Genomic DNA, 23,641 nt, shown 5'->3' with positions numbered 1-23,641 from the left:
TAAAAAAAAGTCGTAGTAAAACGACTTTCTGAAACTGGGTTTTGACTTGCTAAAGTCATTACCCTATATTTTGTACAATTGTTAAGAACTCTTCTTTTTTTTCATTTGAGATGGAAACCGATTTATCATTATCCATAATTATATAACCTCCATCTTTCTTAATATATTCTTTAATGTACTTTAAATTAATTAGGTAAGAGCGATGTGGTTTGTAAAAATTAGATTGCAGCTCTAGTACTTCCACAAAATGTTTTAAAGGTTTACACACTAGTAATTCCGTTTCTTTTGTAGTACTCACTTTGGTATACATCCCATCAGCTTCAAAAAGAATAATATCATCAAAATTAACAAACTTAAATCCGTCTGAGAAAGGCAATCCTATTTTATTAAAATTAGCCGATTTTAAACTCCTTTTTAGTTCTTCCAACTTGGTGCTAATTTCAGATTTCCCTATTTGCTGAATTGCTTTTTCCACGGCCTCTTTTACTGTTTCCGCTCGTAAAGGCTTCAATAAATAATCTATTGCAGACAACTGAAAGGCTTTAATCGCATACTCGCTGTAAGCTGTAGTGAAAATAATTTCAAAATTTAATTCGTCTTTATTGACAAAGTCTAAAATTTCTAAACCAGAATGTTCTGGCATTTCTATATCTAAAAAAACAATTTGCGGGCAATGCTCTTTGATTAATTGCACTCCAGAAAGCAAATCTTCAGCTTGAAAAATCGCATCAATTTTAGTCGTATTCTCTTTAATTAAAATTTCCAGCAGATTTCTTGCTTTTGGTTCATCATCAATAATTATTGCTTTCATATTTTCATTTTAATATTGGAATTAACAAAATGACTTTCGTCCCTATTGGCTCTTTATTTTCATTTGCTAAATCTTCAATAGTAACTCCTATTTTTATTTCTTTACCGAAATTTAGCAATTCTAACCTATTTTGATTGGCTTTAGTCGCAAAAGATTGGTGTTTATTATTACGCAATTGAGCAGCTTTATTTCTTCCTACACCATTATCTAAAACAATACATTTTAGCATTTGTTCTTCTTTTAAAATTTCAAAAAATATTTCAAGAACTCTGTCAGTTTTTTTATGAAGTAAGCCATGCTTAATAGCATTTTCAACATAAGGTTGAATAAGCATTGTAGGAATTTTTACATCTTCATTACTTTCTAAACTAATAATCTTATAAGTAAATTTATCTTCAAATCGTAGTTTTTCTAATTCCAAATAAATATTTAAACATTCTATTTCTTCTCTTAAAGAAATGTAACCTTTAGAGCTATGATCTAAATAGGCACGAATTAAATCTGCAAATTTGGCCAAATAAGAGCTGGCTAAATTCTTTTGATTTAAAACAATGTACTCCTGAATAGAATTCAAAGCATTAAAAATAAAATGAGGATTCATTTGTGATTTTAAATTTTCTAGTTTAAGAATCGCCAACTCATTTTCAAATTTAGCATTTTTCAAAGCCAGTTCTTTTTCTTTTTCTTTTACAGCTAATTTATTTCTATAAAAAAATATAATTAAACCAAAAGCAACTAAAACAATACTTAAAACGAACCACCATTTTTTCCAATATGGTTGATTAATTTGAAAACTAATTTTTTCTGAAATATATTTAGTTCCATTACTACTTTTAGCTCTAATTTCAAAAATATATTCTTTTGAAGGAAGACTTGTAAAATTAACAAAATTAAGATTTCTGTCTAATAAAATCCAATCTTCATTTAAGCCTAATAATCTATATTCAAATAACAACTCATCTTCAGGATAGTAGCCATTAACGTGAAAAGCAATTTTAATCCTGTTTTTATCATAAGGCAAAGAATAATTCGTTTGAACTAAAGTGTCTTTTTCATTTATTGTGATGTCTTTTATATAAATTTCTTTGGGAACATAACTTTTAAAGGTTATATCTTTCTCTATTTCCAAAATAGATTCTTGGCTCACAAATAAAATACTTTTATCATTTACAATTAGTCCTTTTATATTACCAACTGTAGTCGTATTATTTATTAAAGTAGACTTAAACACATCAGTATTAGAGTCAAAAATCTGAATTCCTTTATCAGTTACAATCCATAGATCATTACCATCACATTTTATTTCTTGAATTATATTAGATTTCAAACCATTTGTTAGGTCTAATTTCTTTACAAACTTATTATTTTTGTATCCCAATATACCTTCGGAAAAAGTGGCTATCCAAACTATTTTATTAGTTGCTTGACAGATGTCTTTTGCTGTTATACTTTTGTCATTAAATTTTAAAATCTTAGCATTAAAAACACTATCATAAACCATCAAATTATCTACATAAGAAACAAATATTTCACGATTTTCATTCTCTAAAAAAGAGCGATAAGTTCTACTGTAATTTAAGTCTTTAACTTTCGTGAGTTTACTGTTTTTAAATTTCAAAATAGTAGCCCTATCAAAGCCTGCGTAAACAACCATACTAGATCTTCCTATTTGCTGTAAATCTTTTGCATTATTTAGATTTTCTAATGTGATTATTTTTTTGGACTTTAAATGATAACTATAACCTACTCCTTCTGTGCTTATTAATAAAGTATTTTGATTTTTTAAAAATAATAAAGCCGAAATTTTCCTGTTATTTTTAATTTCGATTTTATCTTTTTTGGCTGTTATTAAATCCAGTATAAACAGATTACCTTTAGTGGTACCAATAATTAATTTTGTAGCTGAAATTTTTTCTACAGTTGAAATAACTTCGTTATCAACCACATTTTTATAGGATTTAATTTGTAAGCTCGGAATTATAAAAACACCATTATTTAGTGTTGAAATCCAAACCGTTTCATTCTTGTCAACTATACTTTTTGTTATAAAATCATTTTTAAAAAAGACATCTTTTAACACAAAATCCTTGTTGCTTTTTTCTACTATTACAACTCCATTAGAAGTACATAACCATAAATCATCTTTGTTTTCTGAAACTGTTATAATTCTATTATTTTTCAATTCTTTTGGAAAAGGAATCTCTACAAAATTATTTTCTTGTATTTTAAAAAAAAGATTTTCATTTAAAATATTATTATACAAAAGCAAATAAAATTCATCCTGATATTTAAAAAACTTTGGAAACACATTACTACCATAGATTTTTGTCTTACAATTCAAAACTTTTATTTCATTTGATTTTGAAATAGTAAAGACTAAGTTATCACCAGTAAAATAAATTTTATCATTTGATTTATGAAGTGCCCGAATAATGGGAAACTTGGACATAACTGGTAGTACTATTTTTTTTCTCTCTTTAGTTTTCAAATCAACAGAAAAAATTACAGTAGTTGAAAAAACGAATAATTTATTATCAAGAAATACAAACTCAGCTAACTCTCCTTTCAATTCATTCTTTAAATCTAAAAAAAGCTCTAGTTTATTATCTTTTAAATAGAAAAATTGACCAGAAATATTATTACACCAAAGCTGGTTTTGATTGTCAAATTTCAAACCAAAAACAGAAAGTCCTCTTTTTTCTTTATTAGAATAAGAAACATATTCTTTTCCATCAAAACGATACAAGCCTTTGTCAGCAGCTAACCATATAAATCCATTTGTATCTTCGACTATATCGTAAAATTCAACATCTGGCAAGCCCTCTTTTTCGGTTAATTTTATAGTGATAGGATCTTGGGCAAACAATACGTTTACCATTAAGAATACAAAAAGACTATATAAAAGTAAGGTTTTCAACTATTCAAAAATAGAACTTTGTCATGAGATAATACTATAGTATTTCTGAAAACCTCTTTTGACTTTCTAAATTAGTTGTTTTCTATTTTTATTTTTCTTTTGATTTCGGTTCCAAATTCATCAACGACCGTAACAATATAAGTTCCAGTTGAAGCTATAATTTGTTTTTCGTGAAAGGTTTTGGTACTTCCTAAATAATTATCATCTAAATACCAAAAAACTTCAGCTTCTGAATTTGAATGTGCTATTTTTAAAACTACAGGTTGTACTTCCCCTTCAAAATTCTTAGTTAAAATAATTTTTGTATTTCGGTTAGGATAAATAAAATCCATTTTTTTATCTTGATTTACATCCAAACAATCACTTCTAAAAGGAGGAAGTGTAACGTAATTTGCATTCTTGCTTTTATAATACCATTCCATTACAGGAGGCAAAATAAACCAAGATTTTGAAACGATATCATTCACATTCTCACACGAACTATTCACTCTAAATTCTTCAGTTTTATCTAAATGAACTAATTTATGAAACGGACAATTCTCTGTTTTTTTGTCATTTTTTGGAATCCATTGTAAAGAAGCTTCACAATTATCTTGAGCCAAATAACCTGATTTTTTACAAACTAATTTTTCTTCTAAATCATTATAAGGACTTGTAAACCAATTCGATTTTGGAAACAAACGGAACACATCAAACAAAATAGGAGCTGCACTTTCCACACCTGTTAATAATGGACGACCTTCTCCTGATGCATTTCCTACCCAAACACCAACAACGTAGTCTTTGGTAACACCAACAGCCCAAGCATCTCTTCCTCCAAAACTAGTTCCTGTTTTCCATGCAATTTCAAGGGAGGAATCATAAAATCGCCAAGCTTCATCTCCTTGCGGTCGATTAACTTCTTTCATAGCATTAAACGTATGCCAAATCGCTCCAGCACTAAACACATTTTTTGCTGTCTTTGGTTTACCAAAATCTGTTTTAAAAGCACTGTTATAATTCAAATTGGCTAATTCATTACTTCTAAATTCGTCTTGTGTTTTTGTATAATTATACAAGGTTCCAGACATATAAGAATAAGCACGACATAAATCCCAAAGATTGGTTTCAGCACCACCCAAAATTAAAGAAAGTCCGTAATTGGAAGGATGTCGATTCACATCTCTTAGTTTCAACTTTTGAAGTTGTTCATAAAATTTGGTAACAGAATACTGTTGCAGCATTAAAACAGCAGGAATATTTAAAGAACGTGCCAAAGCCCTACTAGCAGGAACTGCACCATCATAAGACAAATCATAATTTTGAGGAGAATAACCTGAAATTTGTGTTGGAATATCTGGAATTAAAGTATTGGGTAAAATTTCACCATCATCCAACATGGAAGCATATAAAAAGGGTTTCAGAATACTTCCTGTACTTCGAGGTGCTTCAATAATATCAACATCTTTTTGATGATTCTTATCTGTAGGACTATTTCCTACATAAGAAATAATATTTCTCGTTTTTACATCAACGACCAAAACCGATATGTTATATACTTGATTTTGCTTGTACAAATTATAATATTGACCGACAATATCATTTACTCGTTCTTGAACACCAACTTTAATGGTTGTCTTAATTTTTTTACCTTTATGTTCTTTGGCTACTTTTTGCAATAAATGAGGCGCCATTTGTGGTACTGCAAACGGTTTTTGAGGTAACAATTCTAATAAGGCTAATTCATATGTATCCTTATCAATGGTTTTATCCTCAAACAATTTTTTTAGCAATCTATTCCTTTTAGCTTGTAATTTTTTTTGGTTTTTCCCTGGATAAATTAAGCTTGGTGCATTAGGTAAAACTGCTAAAGTTGCAGCTTCTGCCCAAGACAATTGATTAGGCTGTAAACCAAAATAACGCCAAGAAGCCATTTCCAAACCCACCACATTACTTCCAAAAGGAGCATGAGCTGCATATAGTTGTAAAATCTTATCTTTTGAATGCCGAAATTCCAATCTTGTAGCCAAAATAACTTCAATGCCTTTTTCAAAATAGGAACGCTTTTTCCCATCTCTATGCAAACGAATTACTTGTTGGGTCAAAGTGCTTCCACCTCTAACCACTTTATTCGCTTTTCTATTTTGTTGGAAAGCATGATACATGGAAATGGGATTAAACCCAAAATGCTTGTAGAAATGTTGGTCTTCAAACGCAACAATACATTTTTTAAATTTTGTGGGTACACTATCACTTTCAGGAAATCGCCATTGGCCATCATCTGCAATTTTTGCTCCTATAAATTGTCCGTCTGCACTTTCAATTACTGTTGTATAATTCGACGTAAAAAGAACTTTGGGTAATGAAAAATAATAAACAACCATAAGCATAATACTTATGGTTGTTTTAAATTTATGCTTTTTTAAAAATGCTATTACTCTTTTACTATATTGATCCACTGTCCTTTATTTCTCACTATATAATTGTCATCGTACATTGCTTCACATTGAATTCCTGGCAAATAATACGTTCCTAAATAAGAAGCATTTACTAAAACGGTAAACGTTCTCGCTTCATTTGCACCTAAACTAAAATAGAAATTAGTTCGATCATCACGAATATCAATATAATCGGCTTTGTTTTCTGTTTCACTACCAAAATCAGTATAACGAGAGTTCATAATTTCAAAACCAGAAGGCACAATTTGTGTTAAAGCGACATTGTTAATGCGTTCGGTTGAATTATTTCTAATCGTAATTTGTGCCCTAATTTCTGTTCCTTGATCTATCGAATTGAAAGTAATAGAAGAACCGTTCTTATTTGTATAAGAAATTACGGCAGATAGATTTTTTTGAATTTCTTTTTCTTCTCCTATTGGCAACACACCACTATTTAGTACTCTAACATAAATGGTGTTGTTATTATTATTCTTAATACTAACAGAATACTTTCCTTTTTTGACTTCTAAATTTTTATCAATTACAGATTTTTGGGTAACCAAATTCTCCGATTTTCCTCCAAAACTTATAGCAGTATTCACTCCTTTTTCACCATTTTTTAGAGCAAACTTAGACATTGCATATAAAGCATAAGCTGTTGTTTGCGTACTCATATATTGATTTGAAGAAAGGTTTTTTGCTAATATATTTGCTAATTCAAAAGCTTTGGTCTTATTATCCATTAGTAAATATGTTTCTAACAACATCGCTCTACTTCTATCTTCAGAACCATAGTAGTAATAATATTTTCTTGGATTGTATTCAAATGAACCGACTGAAGTAATTAGTTTTTGAGCGGCTGCTTTTTGACCAATAATAGCATAACAAGCCGCTAAACGTAATTTCGATTCGTCAGAAATTCCTACAGTTTCTCTTAATCGATTCATCGAACCTAAATCAGCTGAACCTGCTAAAGCTAAAGTATATAGACGATACGCTTGTGCGAAATCATTATAATAACTACCATTATATCTCCATTGTTTGGCTTGTCGTTGTTGATAAGACAGCCATTTTTGTTTAAATCCTGAAGGTAAAACATAGCCTTTTTTCTCCGCTTCAATCATAAAATGTCCAGCATAAGAAGTTCCCCAATCATCAGGTGTACCTTGCCCTTGCCAATATGCAAGTCCACCATTAGAAACTTGAAATCTTCCTAGTCTTTGAATCCCTTGATTGACATTGTATTGAATTTTTTGTTTACGAACCTCATCAATAGCTACTACATCAGCCAAATACAATTGAGGAAATACACTTGAAGTGGTTTGTTCCACACAACCATGAGGATATTGAATTAAATACTTTAATCTTCTATTGAAATCAATTGTTGGAAAAGAGGAGATTTCTATTCTAGCATTATTAGTTCCTACCACTCCAAAGGTTTCCCAATTAATCGATTTTGTTGCATTCGGTTCTAAAACCAAATCTATAAAATCGGTCGTTTCTGGATTTGGATTAACAATATCTATTTCAACAGGAAAAGAAGCTTTTTCAGAACCTGAGGTTGCTATTACTTCTATTTTTCCTATTCCAATTATGTCACCCACTTCTAAATTGAAATACACCATTTTTTCATCAGGTGAACTAAAACTTACTTGTTGTTTAGCCGATTCTAAAATTCGAATTCCATTATTGGTTTTAACCTGAACGGTTACATTTTTAACATTCTTTTCCATAGCAAAAACAGTAACTGGCAAAGTAATTTTCTCGTTTGGAGAAATTTTTCTTGGCACGGAAGCCAAAACCATTAAAGGACTCCTAACTGGAGTTGTTTTTTCAGTACTTCCATAAGCATTTGTAGCAACATCTGCAGCTACCACCATTGTTCTTACAGAGCCCACATAATTAGGCATTTCTATTGTATGTGATTTGGTTTCCCCTTTTTCTAATTTAAAAGGACCCAAATAAATAACTACTGGTTTGAATCGGTTTGCTTTTTTAGCTTTTCCACCTCCTAAATCTTCATCACCTCCAATACTGAAAATTTGATTTATTTTCCCTCCATAAGCACCTATTACATCATCATAAATATCCCAAGTTTTAACACCAAGCGCTTGTTTAGAATAAAAACTATCCCAAGCATTAGGCGTTTTAAAACGCGTTAAATCTAACAAACCTTCGTCAACAATTGCGACAGTATATGTCATTTCTTTACCGTTTTTCTCACTAATTTTTAACGTTGCTTTCTGCTCAGGTCGTAAAACTTCTGGCATACTAACTTGAGGTTCCAAAACTGTATTTTTATCAACTACTTCGATTGGAATAATTCCATACATACGAATTGGAGTGTCGTTTATAGTTGAAGCATGAGGTTTTAGTAAAGTAATATTAATGTAAACATTAGGAGCCATTTCTGGAGTAACAGGTATTTCTACTTTAGTTTCTCCTTTTGTTGTATTTGCCCAAAGAGTTTTTACGACTTTAGAACCATTTTCTAATGAAATTAAAGCTCTTCCTCCTTCACTAGAAGGGAATGAAATCATTGCTTTTTCTCCTACAGCATATTTTTCTTTATCAGAGGCAAAAACAAGCATATTTGCGGTGTTTCCGTCACCCGATTTTGTTTTCCCAGACCAATAGGGCCAATCGATAAGTTCAGTAGTACTAGTAGCGTGACCTCCATTGGGATCAACCACTCTTATTAAATATCTCCCCCAATCTCCTTCTGGCACAGAAAATTGAAAAGAACCTTTTCCACTACTATTAGTTGAAATAGTAAAGTTTTTATAAGCTGTCGTTACATTATCAGAATTATATCGTGACAAATTATCTCCAGAACTATTCCACCACCATCTCCATTCTACTTTATAAACACGTACTTCAAGATTTTTAACTCTTTTTGGCTTTCCGTTTTCCGAAAGTGTAACAACTTCAAAACGGTTCATTTTATCCGTTTCAAGCATGCCGTACTTATTCGTTTCTGGACTTTTTAATCCTACATAAGTTTCATAGGGAGAAAAACTTGCCGTTACTACATCTGTACTAAAATCACCTCCATTTTCGTAAGCTTTGGTTTGCATTACAATTTTTAATTTTCCAGGAGCTTGACTTGACACTTCTGGTTTAAGAGACACCTCTGTTTTTCCTTCTTCATCTACTTTTCCTGAAAAGACATTTACTTCTTCTGTATTAAAGTTTCTTACTTCATCATCAAAATCATAAATCGTATAGCCCTTAAAAGTCGTTTTTTCTTTCATGAATTTAGCTTGCATTTCCACTTTTAAGTTTTTGGCTACAGCTCCATGCAACCATTTTACTTCAAGCGACCCTTTGTTAGAGCTGCTCCCTGAAATTTGAGCATCTGCAAAACTATTTTTGATTTTTAAACGATTGGGCTTAATCGTTTCAATTTTTATAGATTTAAAGAAATTAGCTCCTCCAACTGTTATTTTTGCTTCCCAATTACCTGTTATATCAGTGTCTTTAGTAACAACTTTAAATTTATAATGATTATCCTCTTTATATTTTTGAACCGCTTGATACGTTAATTTGCCTCGTGGATCTGATAATTTAAATTTAATCGGGTGCGATTTATCTAATTTATTCTCATTATCATTCAACATAAAAGCAATATGAAGTGTGTCGCCTGGTCTCCAAACCCCTCGTTCTCCATAAATATATCCTTTTAGTCCTTTCTGTAATGTTTGTCCGCTTACTTCAAAGTTACTAACTGATAAAGATTGTCCTTCATCTAGCTTAACATAAGTAGTATTTTTATCTTTTGTTACAATCGCAAAATAAGCATACCTTTTAACATCTGCAGAGGCAATCCCATTATTATCTGAGATTATTGTTGCTAGTTTCTGTTGTTGATAGTCATATAAATCAATAGTTGCTCCTGAAATAGGGTTTGTTGAAATTATATCATTTATTGCAAACAAATACGATCCGTTTTCTCCTCTTTTAGCAATTACACCTAAATCAGTTGCTATTACATTTGTAGCAATATTATTTTTATAGTAGTAGGAATTGTCACAAGGATTTTCTCTTTCATACCAATCATAATCATCATAATAGTAATCATCATAATAATCGTTATTACTTCTTATTTCACCATCATCAACCGTTTCTTCTTCCTCTACATTTTCATCCTCATCAGAAGAAGTACATTTATATAATGAATACTTCTTATTAAAACTTATTTCTACTCTATAAATAGCACCTGGTTCTGGAGTAATAATTTTTGCCAAATCCAACGCATAAGCTCCCCATTTACTGTAATTTGTTAAATTATTTGTCTTTAATACAATTTTTTCTTTAGCTACTGGAGAAGCTACTTTTTGAAGGTTCCTCTTACCATTTATTTGATTATCCTGAAGAAATTGTAAAATATTATTTTTATAAATCTTATATACTTTTACATCAACAGCACTTAAGTTAACGGCTTCAAAATTTATTTTTAAATTGTTAGAACTAGGCAAAATGGTTCCACTTTTTATGAATCTAACTGCTGGTTTTATCTGTTCAAATGAAACTTTTTGAGAAAAATTTTGTTTCATTTTATACCCATCTTCACTTTGGATTCCTTGAAAAACTTCTACAAGTAGTTCCCCTTTCATCGGTTCATTAAAAAACACTTTCAATAGATTTCCTGCTGTTGAAAATTTCAAATTACTTGCCGACTCTACATCTACAAGACCGTCAAAATCTTGTCCCTTTTTTAAAGGATCAGAAAAGTTTAACAATAAAATTTGACTGTTATCCTCTTGAACTTCAGCATTTATTATTTTGAAATTATTCTTTCCAGGAATATCATATTCTAAAGTCCCTTTTTGATCTATTCCTTGCTCTTTACCATTCCAATTAATGGTTATCTTACTATCTTCTACAAAGCGTTGAATACTATCTATAACAAATTTAAATTCCTTTTCGCTACTTAAATCTTTATCAAATTTGACATCAACTATTTTTCCATCTTGAGTAACCTGAAGTAACTTCTTTGCTGTTTCTAGATTTAAAACATCACTCGTAGCAACAACTCCATTCAAATACATATAATCCTTACTATAGGATTGTAAATCAAGTGTAGAAACAATAAAATCTTGTTTTATCGTTTTTATAGTAAAATTAAAATTTTTCAATTCTCTTTTTACATCCTTAACCTCAGATAAATGAAAAGTAATTTGGTACTCTTTTTCCGATTCTAAAGTTTCACTTGGCACAAATGCTAAAGTATTTGTAGAAAGCGCTATCACTTTACCATCCACTTTAGGATTTATGGAAAACAAATCCTTATCTAATGGTTTATTTTGAGTCCAATCAGCATTATCAAAAGCTAGAACAACTCTAATATCACTTTTAGCAGAAACAATTCCTGAACTATAATTTAAAATATACTCTTTAAATAAAGACACATCAGAATTGAAATCTTTGCTATCTTTTGAACAAGATACAAGAAGAATTAAAACAAGAAAAAGTTTTAAAAGGCGATTAATTTTCATAGAAAAAAGGAATTAGAAAGTGGAAAAAAAGGTAATTTTATTTAGAAATAAAAATGATTTAAAAAACCGTCCTAAAGGTAATAATTTATTTAATAATAATCGTACAAAATTTATCGTTTCGTTCTAAAAAAAGCCCTCATTAATAATGAGCATTCCTTTTCAAGAATTCTCGAGACTACTTTTGTTTTTGGATGCAATTGAGTTCCCATTGTAACAAATCCTCTATTTTCATCTGATGCCCCATAAACAATTTTAGAAATTTGACTCCAATACAAGGCTCCAGCACACATTTGACAAGGCTCCAACGTTACATACAAAGTACAATCCTTTAAATACTTTCCTCCTAAATAATTAGCTGCACTCGTTATAGCTTGCATTTCCGCATGAGCAGTAACATCATGTAACAATTCTGTCAAATTATGGCTTCTTGCTATTACTTTATTATCTATTACAATAACAGCACCAACAGGAATCTCACCTTTTTCAAAAGCGGTTTTAGCTTCAACTAAAGCCTTTTTCATGAAATATTCATCAGTAAAAATATTTTCCATTTGTCAAAATTACAATTTCCAATTATTACTTTTGCAAGATGAAAGAAAATTTACTTTCTAAAATATCAAGCCCTATTGATTTAAGAAAATTTTCTGAAGATCAATTACCTCAACTTGCCAAAGAATTGAGGGATTTTATTATTGAAATCATTTCACAAAAAGAAGGTCATTTAGGAGCAAGTCTAGGGGTTATTGAATTAACTATTGCGCTACATTATGTCTTTAATACTCCCGAAGATTTATTGGTTTGGGACGTAGGACATCAAGCCTATGGACATAAAATCCTAACGGAAAGAAAGAATCTTTTTCACACCAATAGAGATTTAAACGGTATTTCTGGTTTCCCGAAAAGAAGTGAAAGCATTTATGACACTTTTGGTGTTGGTCATTCTTCAACTTCAATCTCAGCAGCTTTAGGAATGGCAATGGCTTCTCTACTAAAAGGAGAAACAGAAAAACAACATATAGCAGTTATAGGTGATGCTTCAATTGCTAGTGGAATGGCGTTTGAGGGTTTAAATCACGCAGGAGTTACCAATGCTAACCTATTAGTAATTTTAAACGATAATGCCATTGGAATTGACCCAAGTGTAGGTGCTTTAAAAGACTACTTAACCGCTGTAAAAGAAGGGAAAAATCCAAAACAAAATAATATCATTAAGTCTTTAAATTTTGATTATTCTGGACCTATTGATGGTCATGATTTACCTAAATTAATTTCGGAATTAAACCGATTAAAAAAGGTAAAAGGTCCGAAATTCCTTCATGTAATAACGACAAAAGGGAAAGGCTTACAATTAGCAGAAGAACATCAGGTAAAATACCACGCTCCAGGTAAATTTGAGGCCAAAACTGGTAAAATTCATCCAAAAAATGAAGAAGGATTGCCCCCAAAATTTCAAGATGTTTTTGGACATACTTTAGTAGAATTAGCCAAACAAAACGAAAAAATTATTGGTATAACTCCTGCTATGCCTTCTGGTTCTTCTATGAAATACATGATGGAAACAATTCCTGAAAGAGCTTTTGATGTAGGTATTGCCGAACAACATGCAGTTACTTTATCAGCAGGAATGGCAACACAAGGAATGGTTGTTTTTTGTAATATTTATTCTACCTTTTTACAACGTGCTTATGATCAAGTTATTCATGATGTAGCTTTACAGAAATTACCAGTTATTTTTTGCTTGGACCGAGCTGGTTTAGTAGGTGAAGATGGAGCTACTCATCATGGTGTCTTTGATATTGCTTATTTAAATTGTATTCCTAATTTAATTATTTCAGCTCCAATAGACGAAATTGAGTTACGAAACATAATGTATACTGCTCAACTAGGTTTGGAATACCCAATTGCCATTCGTTATCCAAGAGGAAGAGGAGAGATTGTTGATTGGCAAAAACCATTTAACAAGGTTGAAATTGGCACAGCCAAACAATTAAAAAAAGGATCAAAAATCGCTTTTCTTTCAACAGGAACTATTGGAAAAAATGTAAACAAAGCAATTCCATTATCTAACCAACCTAATATTGTATCACATTATCATTTCCCTTTTGTAAAACCATTAGATAAAACTATATTAGCAAAAATTTGCAACCAATACAAAACTATCATAACCATTGAAGACGGTGTCATAATAGGTGGTTTTGGTTCACTCATTAATCAATATATATTAGAAAATTGCCATCCAAATAAGGTCGTTAATCTTGGTGTTTCAGATTCCTTTATCGAACATGGAAACATTAAAGAATTACAACAAATTTGCCAACTAGACGTTAACAGTATTATTAACCAAATCAATATTTTAATTTAATTATGAAGAAAGCCTTCCTACTAGGGTTTTTATTATTTACGATTCAATCTAATTATGCCCAAATCATTAGAACACAATTACCTGATACCATTTCTTATTGGAAAAAAAACAATAAAGTTGGTTTAGACATTTCACAAATTACCTTTGTAAACTGGAATGCTGGTGGAAACAACTCTGTTTCTGGGTTATTAAAAGGAAACTTTGTCCGCGAATATTCAAAAAAGAATTTGAACTGGAAAAACGAATTAATTTTTCGTTATGGAATTAACAAACAAGAAGGACAAGAAGTAAGAAAGACAGACGACCAACTACAAATTAATTCAGCCATAGGTTTTAGAAAAGATACGCTTTCCAATTGGTTTTATGGAGGAAAATTCACTTTTAATACACAATTTGCTAATGGATACTCTTACCCAAATACAGAATTAGCGATTTCAAAACCTTTTGCTCCTGCCTATATATTTCTTGGTATTGGTGCAGAATATTCTAGAAAAGACATCAATTTAAACTTATACTTATCACCATTAACACAAAAAACAACTTTAGTTTTAGACCAACGTTTAGCCAATCAAGGTGCTTTTGGAGTGGATAAAGCAATAATTGATGAAGTTACAGGGGAAATACTTCAAAATGGAAAAAAATCAAGAACAGAAGTTGGTATTCTAATAACCAATCAATGGGAAAAAGAAGTATATAAAAACATTAATTTAGAACATCGCATTAGTTTATACACAGACTATCTTAACAACTTTGGCAACATAGATGTGGATTGGCAATTACAACTCAACATGACCATTAATGAATATGTAAGAGCAAATATTGGGACTCACATTTTATACGATGATGATATAAAAGCGAAGGAAGAAATTGATGGCGAACAAGTTATTATAGGACCAAAACTTCAATTAAAACAAATTTTAGGTATTGGCTTAGTTTATGTCTTTTAAAAAAACAACTTATCAACATTAACTTTTGATTACTTCTTTTTGTTTAAATTATAAATTAATTTTACAAAATGTATGCTTTAATCGATTGTAATAATTTTTACGCTTCTTGCGAACGCGTTTTCCAGCCTCAATACAATGGAAAGCCAATAGCCATATTATCTAATAATGATGGTTGCATTATATCGCGAAGTGATGAAGCTAAAAAATTAGGAATTCCAATGGGTGTTCCTGAATTTAAGGTAAAAACATTATTACAACAACATAACGTAAAAGTATTTTCTTCCAATTATTCCTTATATGGAGACCTCAGCAACAGGGTGATGAAAATTTTAGAATATTTCACCCCTTGTGTAGAAGTTTATAGTATAGATGAAGCTTTTCTTAACTTTGATGGAATGCTAATCGAAGATTTTCAAAAATATGGTTTGCAAATAAAAACAAGAGTTAGGAAATGGACAAGCATTCCAACAAGCATTGGATTTGCACCAAGTAAAGCACTTTCAAAAGTAGCCAACAAAATTGCAAGAAAATTTCCTGAACACACAAATGGCGTTTACGTCATCGATACTGATGAAAAAAGAGAAAAAGCACTAAAGTGGACTAAAATCCAAGATGTTTGGGGAATTGGTTTTCGTTTAAGTAAAAAAATGAAAGCAAAAAATATTTTAACCGCTTATGACTTTATTCAAACCCATAATGAAGCCTTTATTAAGAAAGAAATGGGCGTTGTAGGATTACGTTTAAAATATGAATTAGAAGGAAAATCAGTTATTGACATTGAAGAACCAAAAAACAAAAAAAGCATTGCCATAACAAGAAGTTTTGAAAAAAACATTTCTAAGTATTCTGAATTAAAAGAAAGAATATCCACCTTTGCAATGGTCTGTGCTGAAAAACTTCGCAAACAAGAATCATGTTGTTATAATGTGATAATTTATCTTAGAAAAGACAAGTACAAGAACCCTAACGAACGTTATAACTTTTACAAAATGCATACATTGCCTTTTGGAACAAATTCTGGAATAACAATTAGTAATATCGCCATAAAAATGTTAGAAGAAATTTATAATGAAGGTGACGTTTACAAAAAAGCAGGTGTTATTGTAACCCAAATTATTCCACAAAACGAAAAACAATTTAATTTATTTGAAGAAGAAAATCCAAAACACCAATTGTTAATGAAAATAATGGATGATTTTCAGCTAAAAACTGGTGAACGAAAAATAAAATTAGGCAATCAGGATTTAAAAAAAACCTGGAAAATGAAACAAAATCATTTATCAAGAAGATACACCACAAATATTAAGGAAATACTAGAAGTAAAATGTTAGACAAAGATAACAAACTACATTTTTTCATTCCCAGTTTTGATAATGGAACCGAACTTCCTTATATTTCAGAAGGTATAAAGGCTGGATTCCCTTCACCTGCTTCCGATTTCGAAGAAACAAAAATAAGTCTTGATTCATTTTTGATTAAAAACAAAGAGGCTACTTTTTATGCTAAAGCTATTGGAAATTCCATGACTGGAGCAGGAATTGATAATGGTGACATTTTAGTGATTGACAGAAGCCTAGAACCTAGTGATAATAAAATTGCTATTTGTTATATTGATGGAGAATTCACTGTAAAACGAATAAAAATCACAAACCAAAAGCTGTTTTTACAACCTGAAAACGATTCCTATAAACCTATTGAAGTTTTAGAAGAAAACGAATTTATGATTTGGGGGATTGTAACTTATGTTATAAAAAAAATGATTTACTAATAAATACTATCTTTACGTCGCTAATTATTTTATCGCAAAACAATCAGATTAGTTATTGATGTCAAATTATATTTCAAAATTTTTTATTTTTTCTACTTTTATTTTTTTTCTATCAAATGCGAATGGACAAGAAGTAAAAAACAAAAACATCACTCTCAACCAAGAGAATTTAGCGATACTTGAAAAAACTCGCACAGATGCTACATTTGATCTCTTAAACAATAATGAGGAAGAGAAAGCTTATGCAGAAGCTAAAAGACTTATCAAATTATTAAAAACAAAAGAGTCTAATGTTCGGCTAAATATTATACTTTCCTATTATTTTAATAAAAAGACACAATTAGATTCCATGTCATTTTATGCAAATAAAGCACTAAAAAACACAGAAGCAATAGCAAACGATTCTTTAAGAAGAATTTTGGCCTCTAGCAGTTACAATTTACTCGCACTATCCAATAACAAAAGAGGTCTTTTTGAAGCTAGTAAAAAATACCATTTAAAAGGGATTGAAATTGTTGAAAAACAAAAGAAAGGCTATCCCTATTATGTTAATTTACATGGGTTAGCAAATATTTATATGAAATTAGGAGATTTCACTAATGCTATAAAATATTTCAAACAATGCCTTGATTATAAAGAAGATAGTGAAATAACCATTGGTAGCCATGTTAACTTAGGGGCTATTTATGGGTTTAAAAAAGAATATGAATCTTCAAATTACTATTTAAAAAAAATTAACTCACTATGCAAAGAACAAAATAATTTTCAATGTCAATCTCTTAGTGCATTAAATATGGGTGAGAACTATGAAGACATAGGGAAACACAAAGAGGCTTTGGAATATTATGAAGAATCCTTAGAAATCGCAAAAAAAAGCGAACTTTATGGAATAGAATCTATAACAAATCAAAATATAGGCAGAATACTTTATTTGCAAAAAAGATATGAAGAGTCAAAATTATACTTCTTGAACGCACTTCATATTGCATTAGCATATAACCTTTTAAATCAGCAAAAAGAAATTTATTTGAAACTTAAAGAAATAGCAGTTTATCAAAACGATTATCAAAGTGCGTATGCATTAATGACAAGATATTCAGAAGTGAAAGATTCTATTGCAAAAATGCAGAATGATCAAGATATAAATGAATTAGACATAAAATTTAAAACGTTACAAAAGGAGAATGAAATAAAAGACCTAACGTTTAAAAACAACAATAAAGTGTTGCTTCTCAAAAACCAAGAAAAAACTATAGAAAACTTAAACCTACAAAAGGCTATAGAAAAAAAACAAAATGAAAACGAATTATTAAAATTAAAAGAAATTACTCAAAAAAAAGTTACCCAAATTAATCTCTTAAAGAAAGACAAACAAATAAAAGAATCTGAAATACTAAGAGAAAAACAAGTAAGAAACATTGTAATTATCGGTTTTTTAGTATTATTAATTCCAATTATAGCGTTATCATTTGTGTATTATCAAAAACAAAAGGCTCAAATTCTAATTAATAAAAAACAAAAAGAAATTAGCGAACAAAAAAATAAAGCCATTTTAAAAGACCAAGAATTAAAACTTGTAAAAGCAGAAATAGAAGGGCAAGACAAAGAACGTATTCGAATTGCTCAAGAACTTCATGATAGTGTAGGAGGAAATTTAGCCGCAATAAAACTACAACTTACTAATTCTTCCTACGGTAAAGAGAATGAAATAAAAAGAATTAATTCTCAAATAAATGAAACCTATAATCAAATAAGAAGTATTTCTCATAATTTACTTCCAAAAAGATTCAATCTGAATAATTTTTGTGAGTTTGTAGAAGAATACCAAAACAAAGTAGCTAAATCTAGCAATATCAAAGCTTATCTCTCAGCTCACCCAAGAGAAAAAATTAATAACATAGACGAAAAGATTCTCTCTGAAACATATCATATTATACAAGAATTAATCACTAATACAATTAAGCATGCACATGCAACTAACATTGAATTGCAACTTAATTTGATAGAAAACTTATTTAGTGTTATTTTTGAAGATAACGGAAAAGGATTTACTATTGAAAATAACAAAGATGGAATTGGCTTAACCAATATTAAGAACAGAATTAACAATTTAAATGGAAGTTTACATATTGATTCTACTCCTAATCGAGGTGCCATTTTTAATATAGAAATCCCTATTTTATAAAATTAGTATGATAAACCTAATCATTGCAGACGACCATAACATGTTTTTAGAAGGACTTATTTCCTTACTAAGAAATATTCCTGATGTTACTGTAATAGCAAAAGCTGTAAACGGAAAAGAACTTATCAATTTATTAGATAAAAACAAAGCTGATATAGTTCTATTAGACATCAGCATGCCAGAAATGGATGGAATTGAAGTAACTAAAATTATAAAAAAGAAATATCCAGAACTAAAAATCATAATTCTAACTACGCATAGTAATTCGCATATTATAGCCAAACTAAATCGTTTAGGTGTAAACGGGTATCTTTTAAAAAATGCTGAAAAAGATGAACTGTTATATGCAATAAGAAAAGTAAACTCAGGTGAAAGTTATTTATCAAAAGAAGTAGCCGAAATTCAAAAAGATTTTAAATCTACTCTTAAAAAAAATCTTTCATCAACTACAGAGTTAAGTAATAGAGAAAAAGAAATTCTTATATTAATAGCCAAACAATTAACGGCTGCTGAAATTGCCGAAAAAACATTTATTAGTCTAAACACAGTAAATACCCACAAACGGAATTTATTATCTAAATTGAATGTAAAAAACACAGCTGGTTTAGTGAAATATGCTATCGAGCTTGGTTTGCTAGATTAATTGTGCTTATAAAAATTAAACGTTTAACAATTCTTTTATCCGTAATTTCATTTTTTTATTATCTATTAAATCTAAGATTGGCTCTATTGCATTACATTTATGAATATCAAAATAAGGCAAAAATCGTTCAAAAATTGTCATTTTCTCTTTCATAATCAAATAATGAAAAGCAGTAAAACCTTGTTTATCAAAATCATATAGTTCAATTCCAGAATTTAATCCAATAATCTACTAATTCATAATCGGATTGCATCGCATTATAGATAAGTACATTTTCTCCTCTATTGTTTTTACAAAACTTATTAACAAACATCTCTTTTTCCAATAAGAATTTGGTCATTTCTACGGTGTTTTACAACAAAAAATAAATTGATCCTCAAATTTTGCTCCATTTTCTAACAATAAGTTTACTAAATCTATAAAACCATGTCTTATTGCTTCTGATAATGGACTTGATGCTGCATTTTTTATTCCATCAGGATTTGCACCGCAACTAATTAACAATTCTGCAATTGCTAAACCTGGTGCTTTTTCATAATCATAATCCTTTTTACATCTAAAAGGTTCATTACAAAATTCCAAAAAGGAACAATTATACTCTTCAAAATGATTAACATTAGCACCATTATTGATTAATAATTGCACTACTTCTATATTATCTCGTTCAATTGCGCATCTTAAAGAGTTACCTAAATCATCCGCTCCATTTTCCAGTAAAAGTTCAATAATTTCAATATCATTTTTCATTACAGCCTGGCTCAATGGAGAAAAAATATCAGCTGCCAAATTAACATCTGCTCCGTTTTGAATCAAAATTTTAACCATATCAAATTTATATAAACTTTCGTCTGAAGACAAACATTTATATAAACTTGTTTCAAATGGATAATTATCTTGCTTATAAGTTGAGTCAGCTCCTTTCTTTAAGACCTCAACGGCTTTTTTAACTAAATCAGCAGTATATTTATATTTATCTAATAATTCAAACAGTTCAATTGACAACTCATTATTTTTATTCGTCTTAAAACTTCAATTTTATAACTTCTGTAAAGATAATACTGTTCAAAAAATTTAAAATCACTATTTATAGTGATTCTTAAAATTCTTACACCATTATATTTGTAATCAAATAAATAAGAAGCAAATAATATGGCAACGGAAGAATTAAGAAATGATTTAGCTAAAGAAGCTTTTAATTTTTCAGAAATAACACATCCAGAAACTATAACCAAAATTCATTTTGATAATTGTACCGAAAAATTTGAAATTCCTCTTATTATAAATGAGTATCCAAATATTACTAAATTAAGCTTTCATGGTGCATCTAGAGAAGATTTATTTGAAACTCCAGATTATTTAGATCAGCTTGAACATATTAGAAACTTAACACTTTGGAGAGATTGCGATTTTACCAAAATGAAACCAATGCCTCAGATTGAGGAACTATATGTAAGTGTAAAAAATGTAGAAACAGAAACCAAACAAATAATTGCTCATTTTCCTAATCTGAAAAAAATTAAAATTTGGGGTAACTTCTTAAAAAAACAACTATTACCTAACGAAATTAGCAATCTTAATTTATTAGAATCTATAAATTTAGTTGAGTGTGGATTGAGCAACATACCCAATTCTATAACAAATTTAAAACAGCTTAAAGAATTAAAACTAAGAGGTCTTTCATTAAAATCATTCCCAGAAATTATTACCCAATTAGAAAATTTAGAAGTTTTAGAAATTAGTAATTCCTTAATAAAATTACCCAATAGTTTCGGTAATTTAAAAAAATTAAAAAAACTTAATCTAGACAACTCTTTAAATCATGGGGATAAACAAGAATCCAAATATTTAAAACCAATTCCTGAAAGTATTGGAACACTTGAGCATTTAGAAGAATTAAGTTTGAATTCCTGTGGTATTTTTGATATTACTCCTATCACTCCTCTTAAAAAATTAAAAAAACTTAGTTTACGATATTCAATTTTAAAAAATTGTGATGCTTTTTCTAACTTTTCTTGTTTAGAAGATTTAAACGTATCAACCTCTTATGAATTAAAAGATTTGGAAGGGCTAAAAGATTTGCATTTAAAAAAACTAGATCTTTCTTTTAATTATAGTAAATCCATAGAAGTAATTGCTACTTTAAAATTTTTAGAAACTTTAGATATCGAAAATTGCCGTTATATTAATGACTTTAATCCTGTTTATAATCACCCAACACTAAAAGAATTAGAAGCAGATTATAAAGTTTTAAGAAACTGGGAAAAAAGAAACCAATTTAAAAACCTACCATCAATAGATATATTGATTACTCAATTAAAAACGGATGATGTTGTATCATTTGAAAAAACTATTTTGGACTTATCAAAGCATGTAAAAGCAAATTATAGTAATGATGATAATCCGTTGGCTCGTTTTTTTAATATTGAAATTGAAGAAGAAATTACAAAAATTGAAATTTTAGACAATGCTATTCAAAAACACCTAAGAAATCTTTCTGAAAAAACAATAGTTACCATTTTTAAAATGACTTTTAAATCTGTATATGACAACTATAATGTTGCTTTACTTGTTTTAGAAGAAATTATTTCGAGGAAAAATGTAGAGACACAGAAAAAGATAGTTAAACAATTTTATAAAGCATGCAAATATTATGATGCTGGACATCGTTTATGGAGTTCTACAGTTCAAGATCAATTAATCGATGATTTGTTTCCTCAATTTACTTCTGAAGCCTTGTATGAACTCTTAGAAAAAGCTTCTATAGACATGCTTAATAGTGAAGCTGGAGACCAAATGGAAGATCTTTTTATTCCAGCCTTTCAAAATACTTCTGATGAAACTTTACACAAAAAGTTATTAGAAATTTTCTTTAAATATGTAGAAGAAGCAAGTGTCTATTATGGCAAATCTTGTTTTGACAGTTTATTACAGCAAATAATAGATATTGCTTCACCAGAATTAGAAAAATTAATTTTAGCAAAAAAAGAAGAAAATAAAGAGCAAGAAGAGTTAAGTGAATTATTGGAAAACTTAAACGAAGAGAATCTCCCAAAAGCAATTAGAATGCTGGGCAATATAATTCCTGAAAAAATGGAAGAAGATTTTCTTTATCAGATTAATGAAGCCTGTGAAAAAATTGAAATTGATGAAGAAACGGCTAACCAATTGATCCTCTTTTTAATCCAGAAAAAAGAAAGTTATTATCTAGCTAACCTACTTCAAACCAAATATCATAAAACAAATCCTGAAAAAATTATTACAATACTAGATCAAGCATTAAAAACTAATTCATTTGACAAGAATGAAACCTATAATGTAGTGCAAATAATTATTAGAAATCTAGTTCATGATGAACAAGTTTTTTTTAATGATTTAGAAATCTATAGAAATTTTATAATTTCAAAATGTAACATTTTAATAGATACCGTTTACGACAATGAAATACAACAATTGTTAACTAGATATTTTAATGCTAAAGATTATTTTTCTTTTGGAGATCAAACTTATTTACTTAATAAAGTAAAAGAAATTTTTAATAAAACAAAAGTTCTTTTCTCTTATGAAAACTTTGGATATCAAATTTCTCAACTAGTTCATTATGGTGAGAATGAAAAATGTAGAACGATTTTTAACTATTTATATCCAAGAATGACAAACTATTCTGATGAAGATGTATTATATCGTAACGTTATTGCTGCTATAAAATTAAATGATGCTTCCTATTTTGATCTTCTTCTAAAAGAAGTTCAAAAATTAGAAGAAATCACTCAAGTTCTATTAGCTTTCAATCTGGCTTGTGGTTTTGCTCATTTTGAAAGAAAAGAGAAGATGATATTCCATATCAAAGAATCTATTCGATTAGGAAAAACAAAACAGCAATTTTTAGATGATACCGATTTTGAAAAATATTGGAATGATGACGATTTTTTAACTGCAATTGAAGAGGAATAAAAAAGTAAATCTAGGTAAAACTATTTTTCTTTAAAATTAGTAGTTTTATTAGACTAAAATTGAATACTCTAATAACAAAATCACTATAAATAATGATTATTAAAATTCTTAAACCATTTAGCTTTGTAAGCATATAATTATG

Annotated in this window: 14 protein-coding genes; 7 read left to right on the top strand and 7 right to left on the bottom strand. The window is 29.3% G+C overall.

The features are described from left to right. Positions 1 to 58 precede the first annotated feature (58 nt). The 5 genes from FIA58_RS13290 to FIA58_RS13270 form a co-directional block, all read right to left on the bottom strand. The gene (locus FIA58_RS13290) at positions 59 to 811 is read right to left on the bottom strand and encodes a LytR/AlgR family response regulator transcription factor (RefSeq protein WP_140962968.1); all 753 of its coding nucleotides are present in this window, start codon (positions 809 to 811) and stop codon (positions 59 to 61) included. 4 nt (positions 812 to 815) lie between these two features. After that, on the bottom strand, positions 816 to 3,728 hold the full coding sequence (locus tag FIA58_RS13285; protein ID WP_140962967.1) for a sensor histidine kinase: 2,913 nt from the start codon (positions 3,726 to 3,728) through the stop codon (positions 816 to 818). Between the two features lie 71 nt (positions 3,729 to 3,799). Then, positions 3,800 to 6,097: a penicillin-binding protein 1C gene (gene pbpC, locus FIA58_RS13280; protein ID WP_140963038.1), complete on the bottom strand. Its 2,298-nt coding sequence runs from the start codon at positions 6,095 to 6,097 to the stop codon at positions 3,800 to 3,802. A gap of 44 nt (positions 6,098 to 6,141) precedes the next feature. Beyond that, complete coding sequence (locus FIA58_RS13275) at positions 6,142 to 11,643, bottom strand: alpha-2-macroglobulin family protein (protein WP_140962966.1); 5,502 nt, start codon at positions 11,641 to 11,643, stop codon at positions 6,142 to 6,144. Between the two features lie 110 nt (positions 11,644 to 11,753). After that, positions 11,754 to 12,194: a nucleoside deaminase gene (locus tag FIA58_RS13270; protein WP_140962965.1), complete on the bottom strand. Its 441-nt coding sequence runs from the start codon at positions 12,192 to 12,194 to the stop codon at positions 11,754 to 11,756. A gap of 38 nt (positions 12,195 to 12,232) precedes the next feature. Here FIA58_RS13270 and FIA58_RS13265 point away from each other — a divergent pair, with 38 nt between their 5' ends. The 6 genes from FIA58_RS13265 to FIA58_RS13240 all read left to right on the top strand — a co-directional run bounded on the left by FIA58_RS13265 (position 12,233) and on the right by FIA58_RS13240 (position 19,548). Beyond that, on the top strand, positions 12,233 to 14,005 hold the full coding sequence (locus FIA58_RS13265) for a 1-deoxy-D-xylulose-5-phosphate synthase (RefSeq protein ID WP_140962964.1): 1,773 nt from the start codon (positions 12,233 to 12,235) through the stop codon (positions 14,003 to 14,005). Positions 14,006 to 14,007: 2 nt separating this feature from the next. After that, positions 14,008 to 14,952: a DUF3078 domain-containing protein gene (locus FIA58_RS13260; RefSeq protein WP_140962963.1), complete on the top strand. Its 945-nt coding sequence runs from the start codon at positions 14,008 to 14,010 to the stop codon at positions 14,950 to 14,952. Positions 14,953 to 15,020: 68 nt separating this feature from the next. Then, positions 15,021 to 16,283 (top strand): Y-family DNA polymerase, encoded by a 1,263-nt coding sequence (locus FIA58_RS13255; RefSeq protein ID WP_140962962.1) that lies wholly within the window; start codon positions 15,021 to 15,023, stop codon positions 16,281 to 16,283. After that, on the top strand, positions 16,277 to 16,720 hold the full coding sequence (locus FIA58_RS13250) for a LexA family protein (protein WP_140962961.1): 444 nt from the start codon (positions 16,277 to 16,279) through the stop codon (positions 16,718 to 16,720). Before FIA58_RS13255 ends, FIA58_RS13250 begins: the two co-directional genes overlap by 7 nt. Before the next feature lie 58 nt (positions 16,721 to 16,778). Further along, positions 16,779 to 18,905, top strand: a complete 2,127-nt coding sequence (locus tag FIA58_RS13245; protein WP_140962960.1) for a tetratricopeptide repeat-containing sensor histidine kinase — start codon at positions 16,779 to 16,781, stop codon at positions 18,903 to 18,905. Between the two features lie 7 nt (positions 18,906 to 18,912). Next, positions 18,913 to 19,548, top strand: coding sequence for a response regulator (locus tag FIA58_RS13240; protein WP_208022807.1), 636 nt, complete (start codon positions 18,913 to 18,915; stop codon positions 19,546 to 19,548). Between the two features lie 202 nt (positions 19,549 to 19,750). Here FIA58_RS13240 and FIA58_RS13235 read toward each other — a convergent pair whose 3' ends face one another. Both FIA58_RS13235 and FIA58_RS13230 read right to left on the bottom strand, forming a co-directional pair. Continuing rightward, positions 19,751 to 19,888 (bottom strand): hypothetical protein, encoded by a 138-nt coding sequence (locus FIA58_RS13235; protein ID WP_165928920.1) that lies wholly within the window; start codon positions 19,886 to 19,888, stop codon positions 19,751 to 19,753. A gap of 2 nt (positions 19,889 to 19,890) precedes the next feature. Next, positions 19,891 to 20,550, bottom strand: coding sequence for an ankyrin repeat domain-containing protein (locus FIA58_RS13230; protein WP_140962958.1), 660 nt, complete (start codon positions 20,548 to 20,550; stop codon positions 19,891 to 19,893). Between the two features lie 147 nt (positions 20,551 to 20,697). Here FIA58_RS13230 and FIA58_RS13225 point away from each other — a divergent pair, with 147 nt between their 5' ends. After that, positions 20,698 to 23,499, top strand: coding sequence for a TPR end-of-group domain-containing protein (locus FIA58_RS13225; protein WP_140962957.1), 2,802 nt, complete (start codon positions 20,698 to 20,700; stop codon positions 23,497 to 23,499). Positions 23,500 to 23,641 lie beyond the last annotated feature (142 nt).

The sequence above is a fragment of the Flavobacterium jejuense genome, from assembly GCF_006491595.2.
Taxonomy (GTDB): domain Bacteria; phylum Bacteroidota; class Bacteroidia; order Flavobacteriales; family Flavobacteriaceae; genus Flavobacterium; species Flavobacterium jejuense.
The sequence above is the reverse complement of the archived record's forward strand: the minus strand, read 5'-3'. Positions and strand labels throughout refer to the sequence as shown.

What these genes read in the sequence shown, in the direction of transcription:
- FIA58_RS13290 (WP_140962968.1), bottom strand. Translation starts at nt 811, where the DNA reads ATGAAAGCAATAATTATTGATGATGAACCAAAAGCAAGAAATCTGCTG.
- pbpC (WP_140963038.1), bottom strand. Translation starts at nt 6,097, where the DNA reads ATGCTTATGGTTGTTTATTATTTTTCATTACCCAAAGTTCTTTTTACG.
- FIA58_RS13275 (WP_140962966.1), bottom strand. Translation starts at nt 11,643, where the DNA reads ATGAAAATTAATCGCCTTTTAAAACTTTTTCTTGTTTTAATTCTTCTT.
- FIA58_RS13270 (WP_140962965.1), bottom strand. Translation starts at nt 12,194, where the DNA reads ATGGAAAATATTTTTACTGATGAATATTTCATGAAAAAGGCTTTAGTT.
- FIA58_RS13265 (WP_140962964.1), top strand. Translation starts at nt 12,233, where the DNA reads ATGAAAGAAAATTTACTTTCTAAAATATCAAGCCCTATTGATTTAAGA.
- FIA58_RS13260 (WP_140962963.1), top strand. Translation starts at nt 14,008, where the DNA reads ATGAAGAAAGCCTTCCTACTAGGGTTTTTATTATTTACGATTCAATCT.
- FIA58_RS13255 (WP_140962962.1), top strand. Translation starts at nt 15,021, where the DNA reads ATGTATGCTTTAATCGATTGTAATAATTTTTACGCTTCTTGCGAACGC.
- FIA58_RS13250 (WP_140962961.1), top strand. Translation starts at nt 16,277, where the DNA reads ATGTTAGACAAAGATAACAAACTACATTTTTTCATTCCCAGTTTTGAT.
- FIA58_RS13245 (WP_140962960.1), top strand. Translation starts at nt 16,779, where the DNA reads ATGTCAAATTATATTTCAAAATTTTTTATTTTTTCTACTTTTATTTTT.
- FIA58_RS13240 (WP_208022807.1), top strand. Translation starts at nt 18,913, where the DNA reads ATGATAAACCTAATCATTGCAGACGACCATAACATGTTTTTAGAAGGA.
- FIA58_RS13235 (WP_165928920.1), bottom strand. Translation starts at nt 19,888, where the DNA reads ATGACCAAATTCTTATTGGAAAAAGAGATGTTTGTTAATAAGTTTTGT.
- FIA58_RS13225 (WP_140962957.1), top strand. Translation starts at nt 20,698, where the DNA reads ATGGCAACGGAAGAATTAAGAAATGATTTAGCTAAAGAAGCTTTTAAT.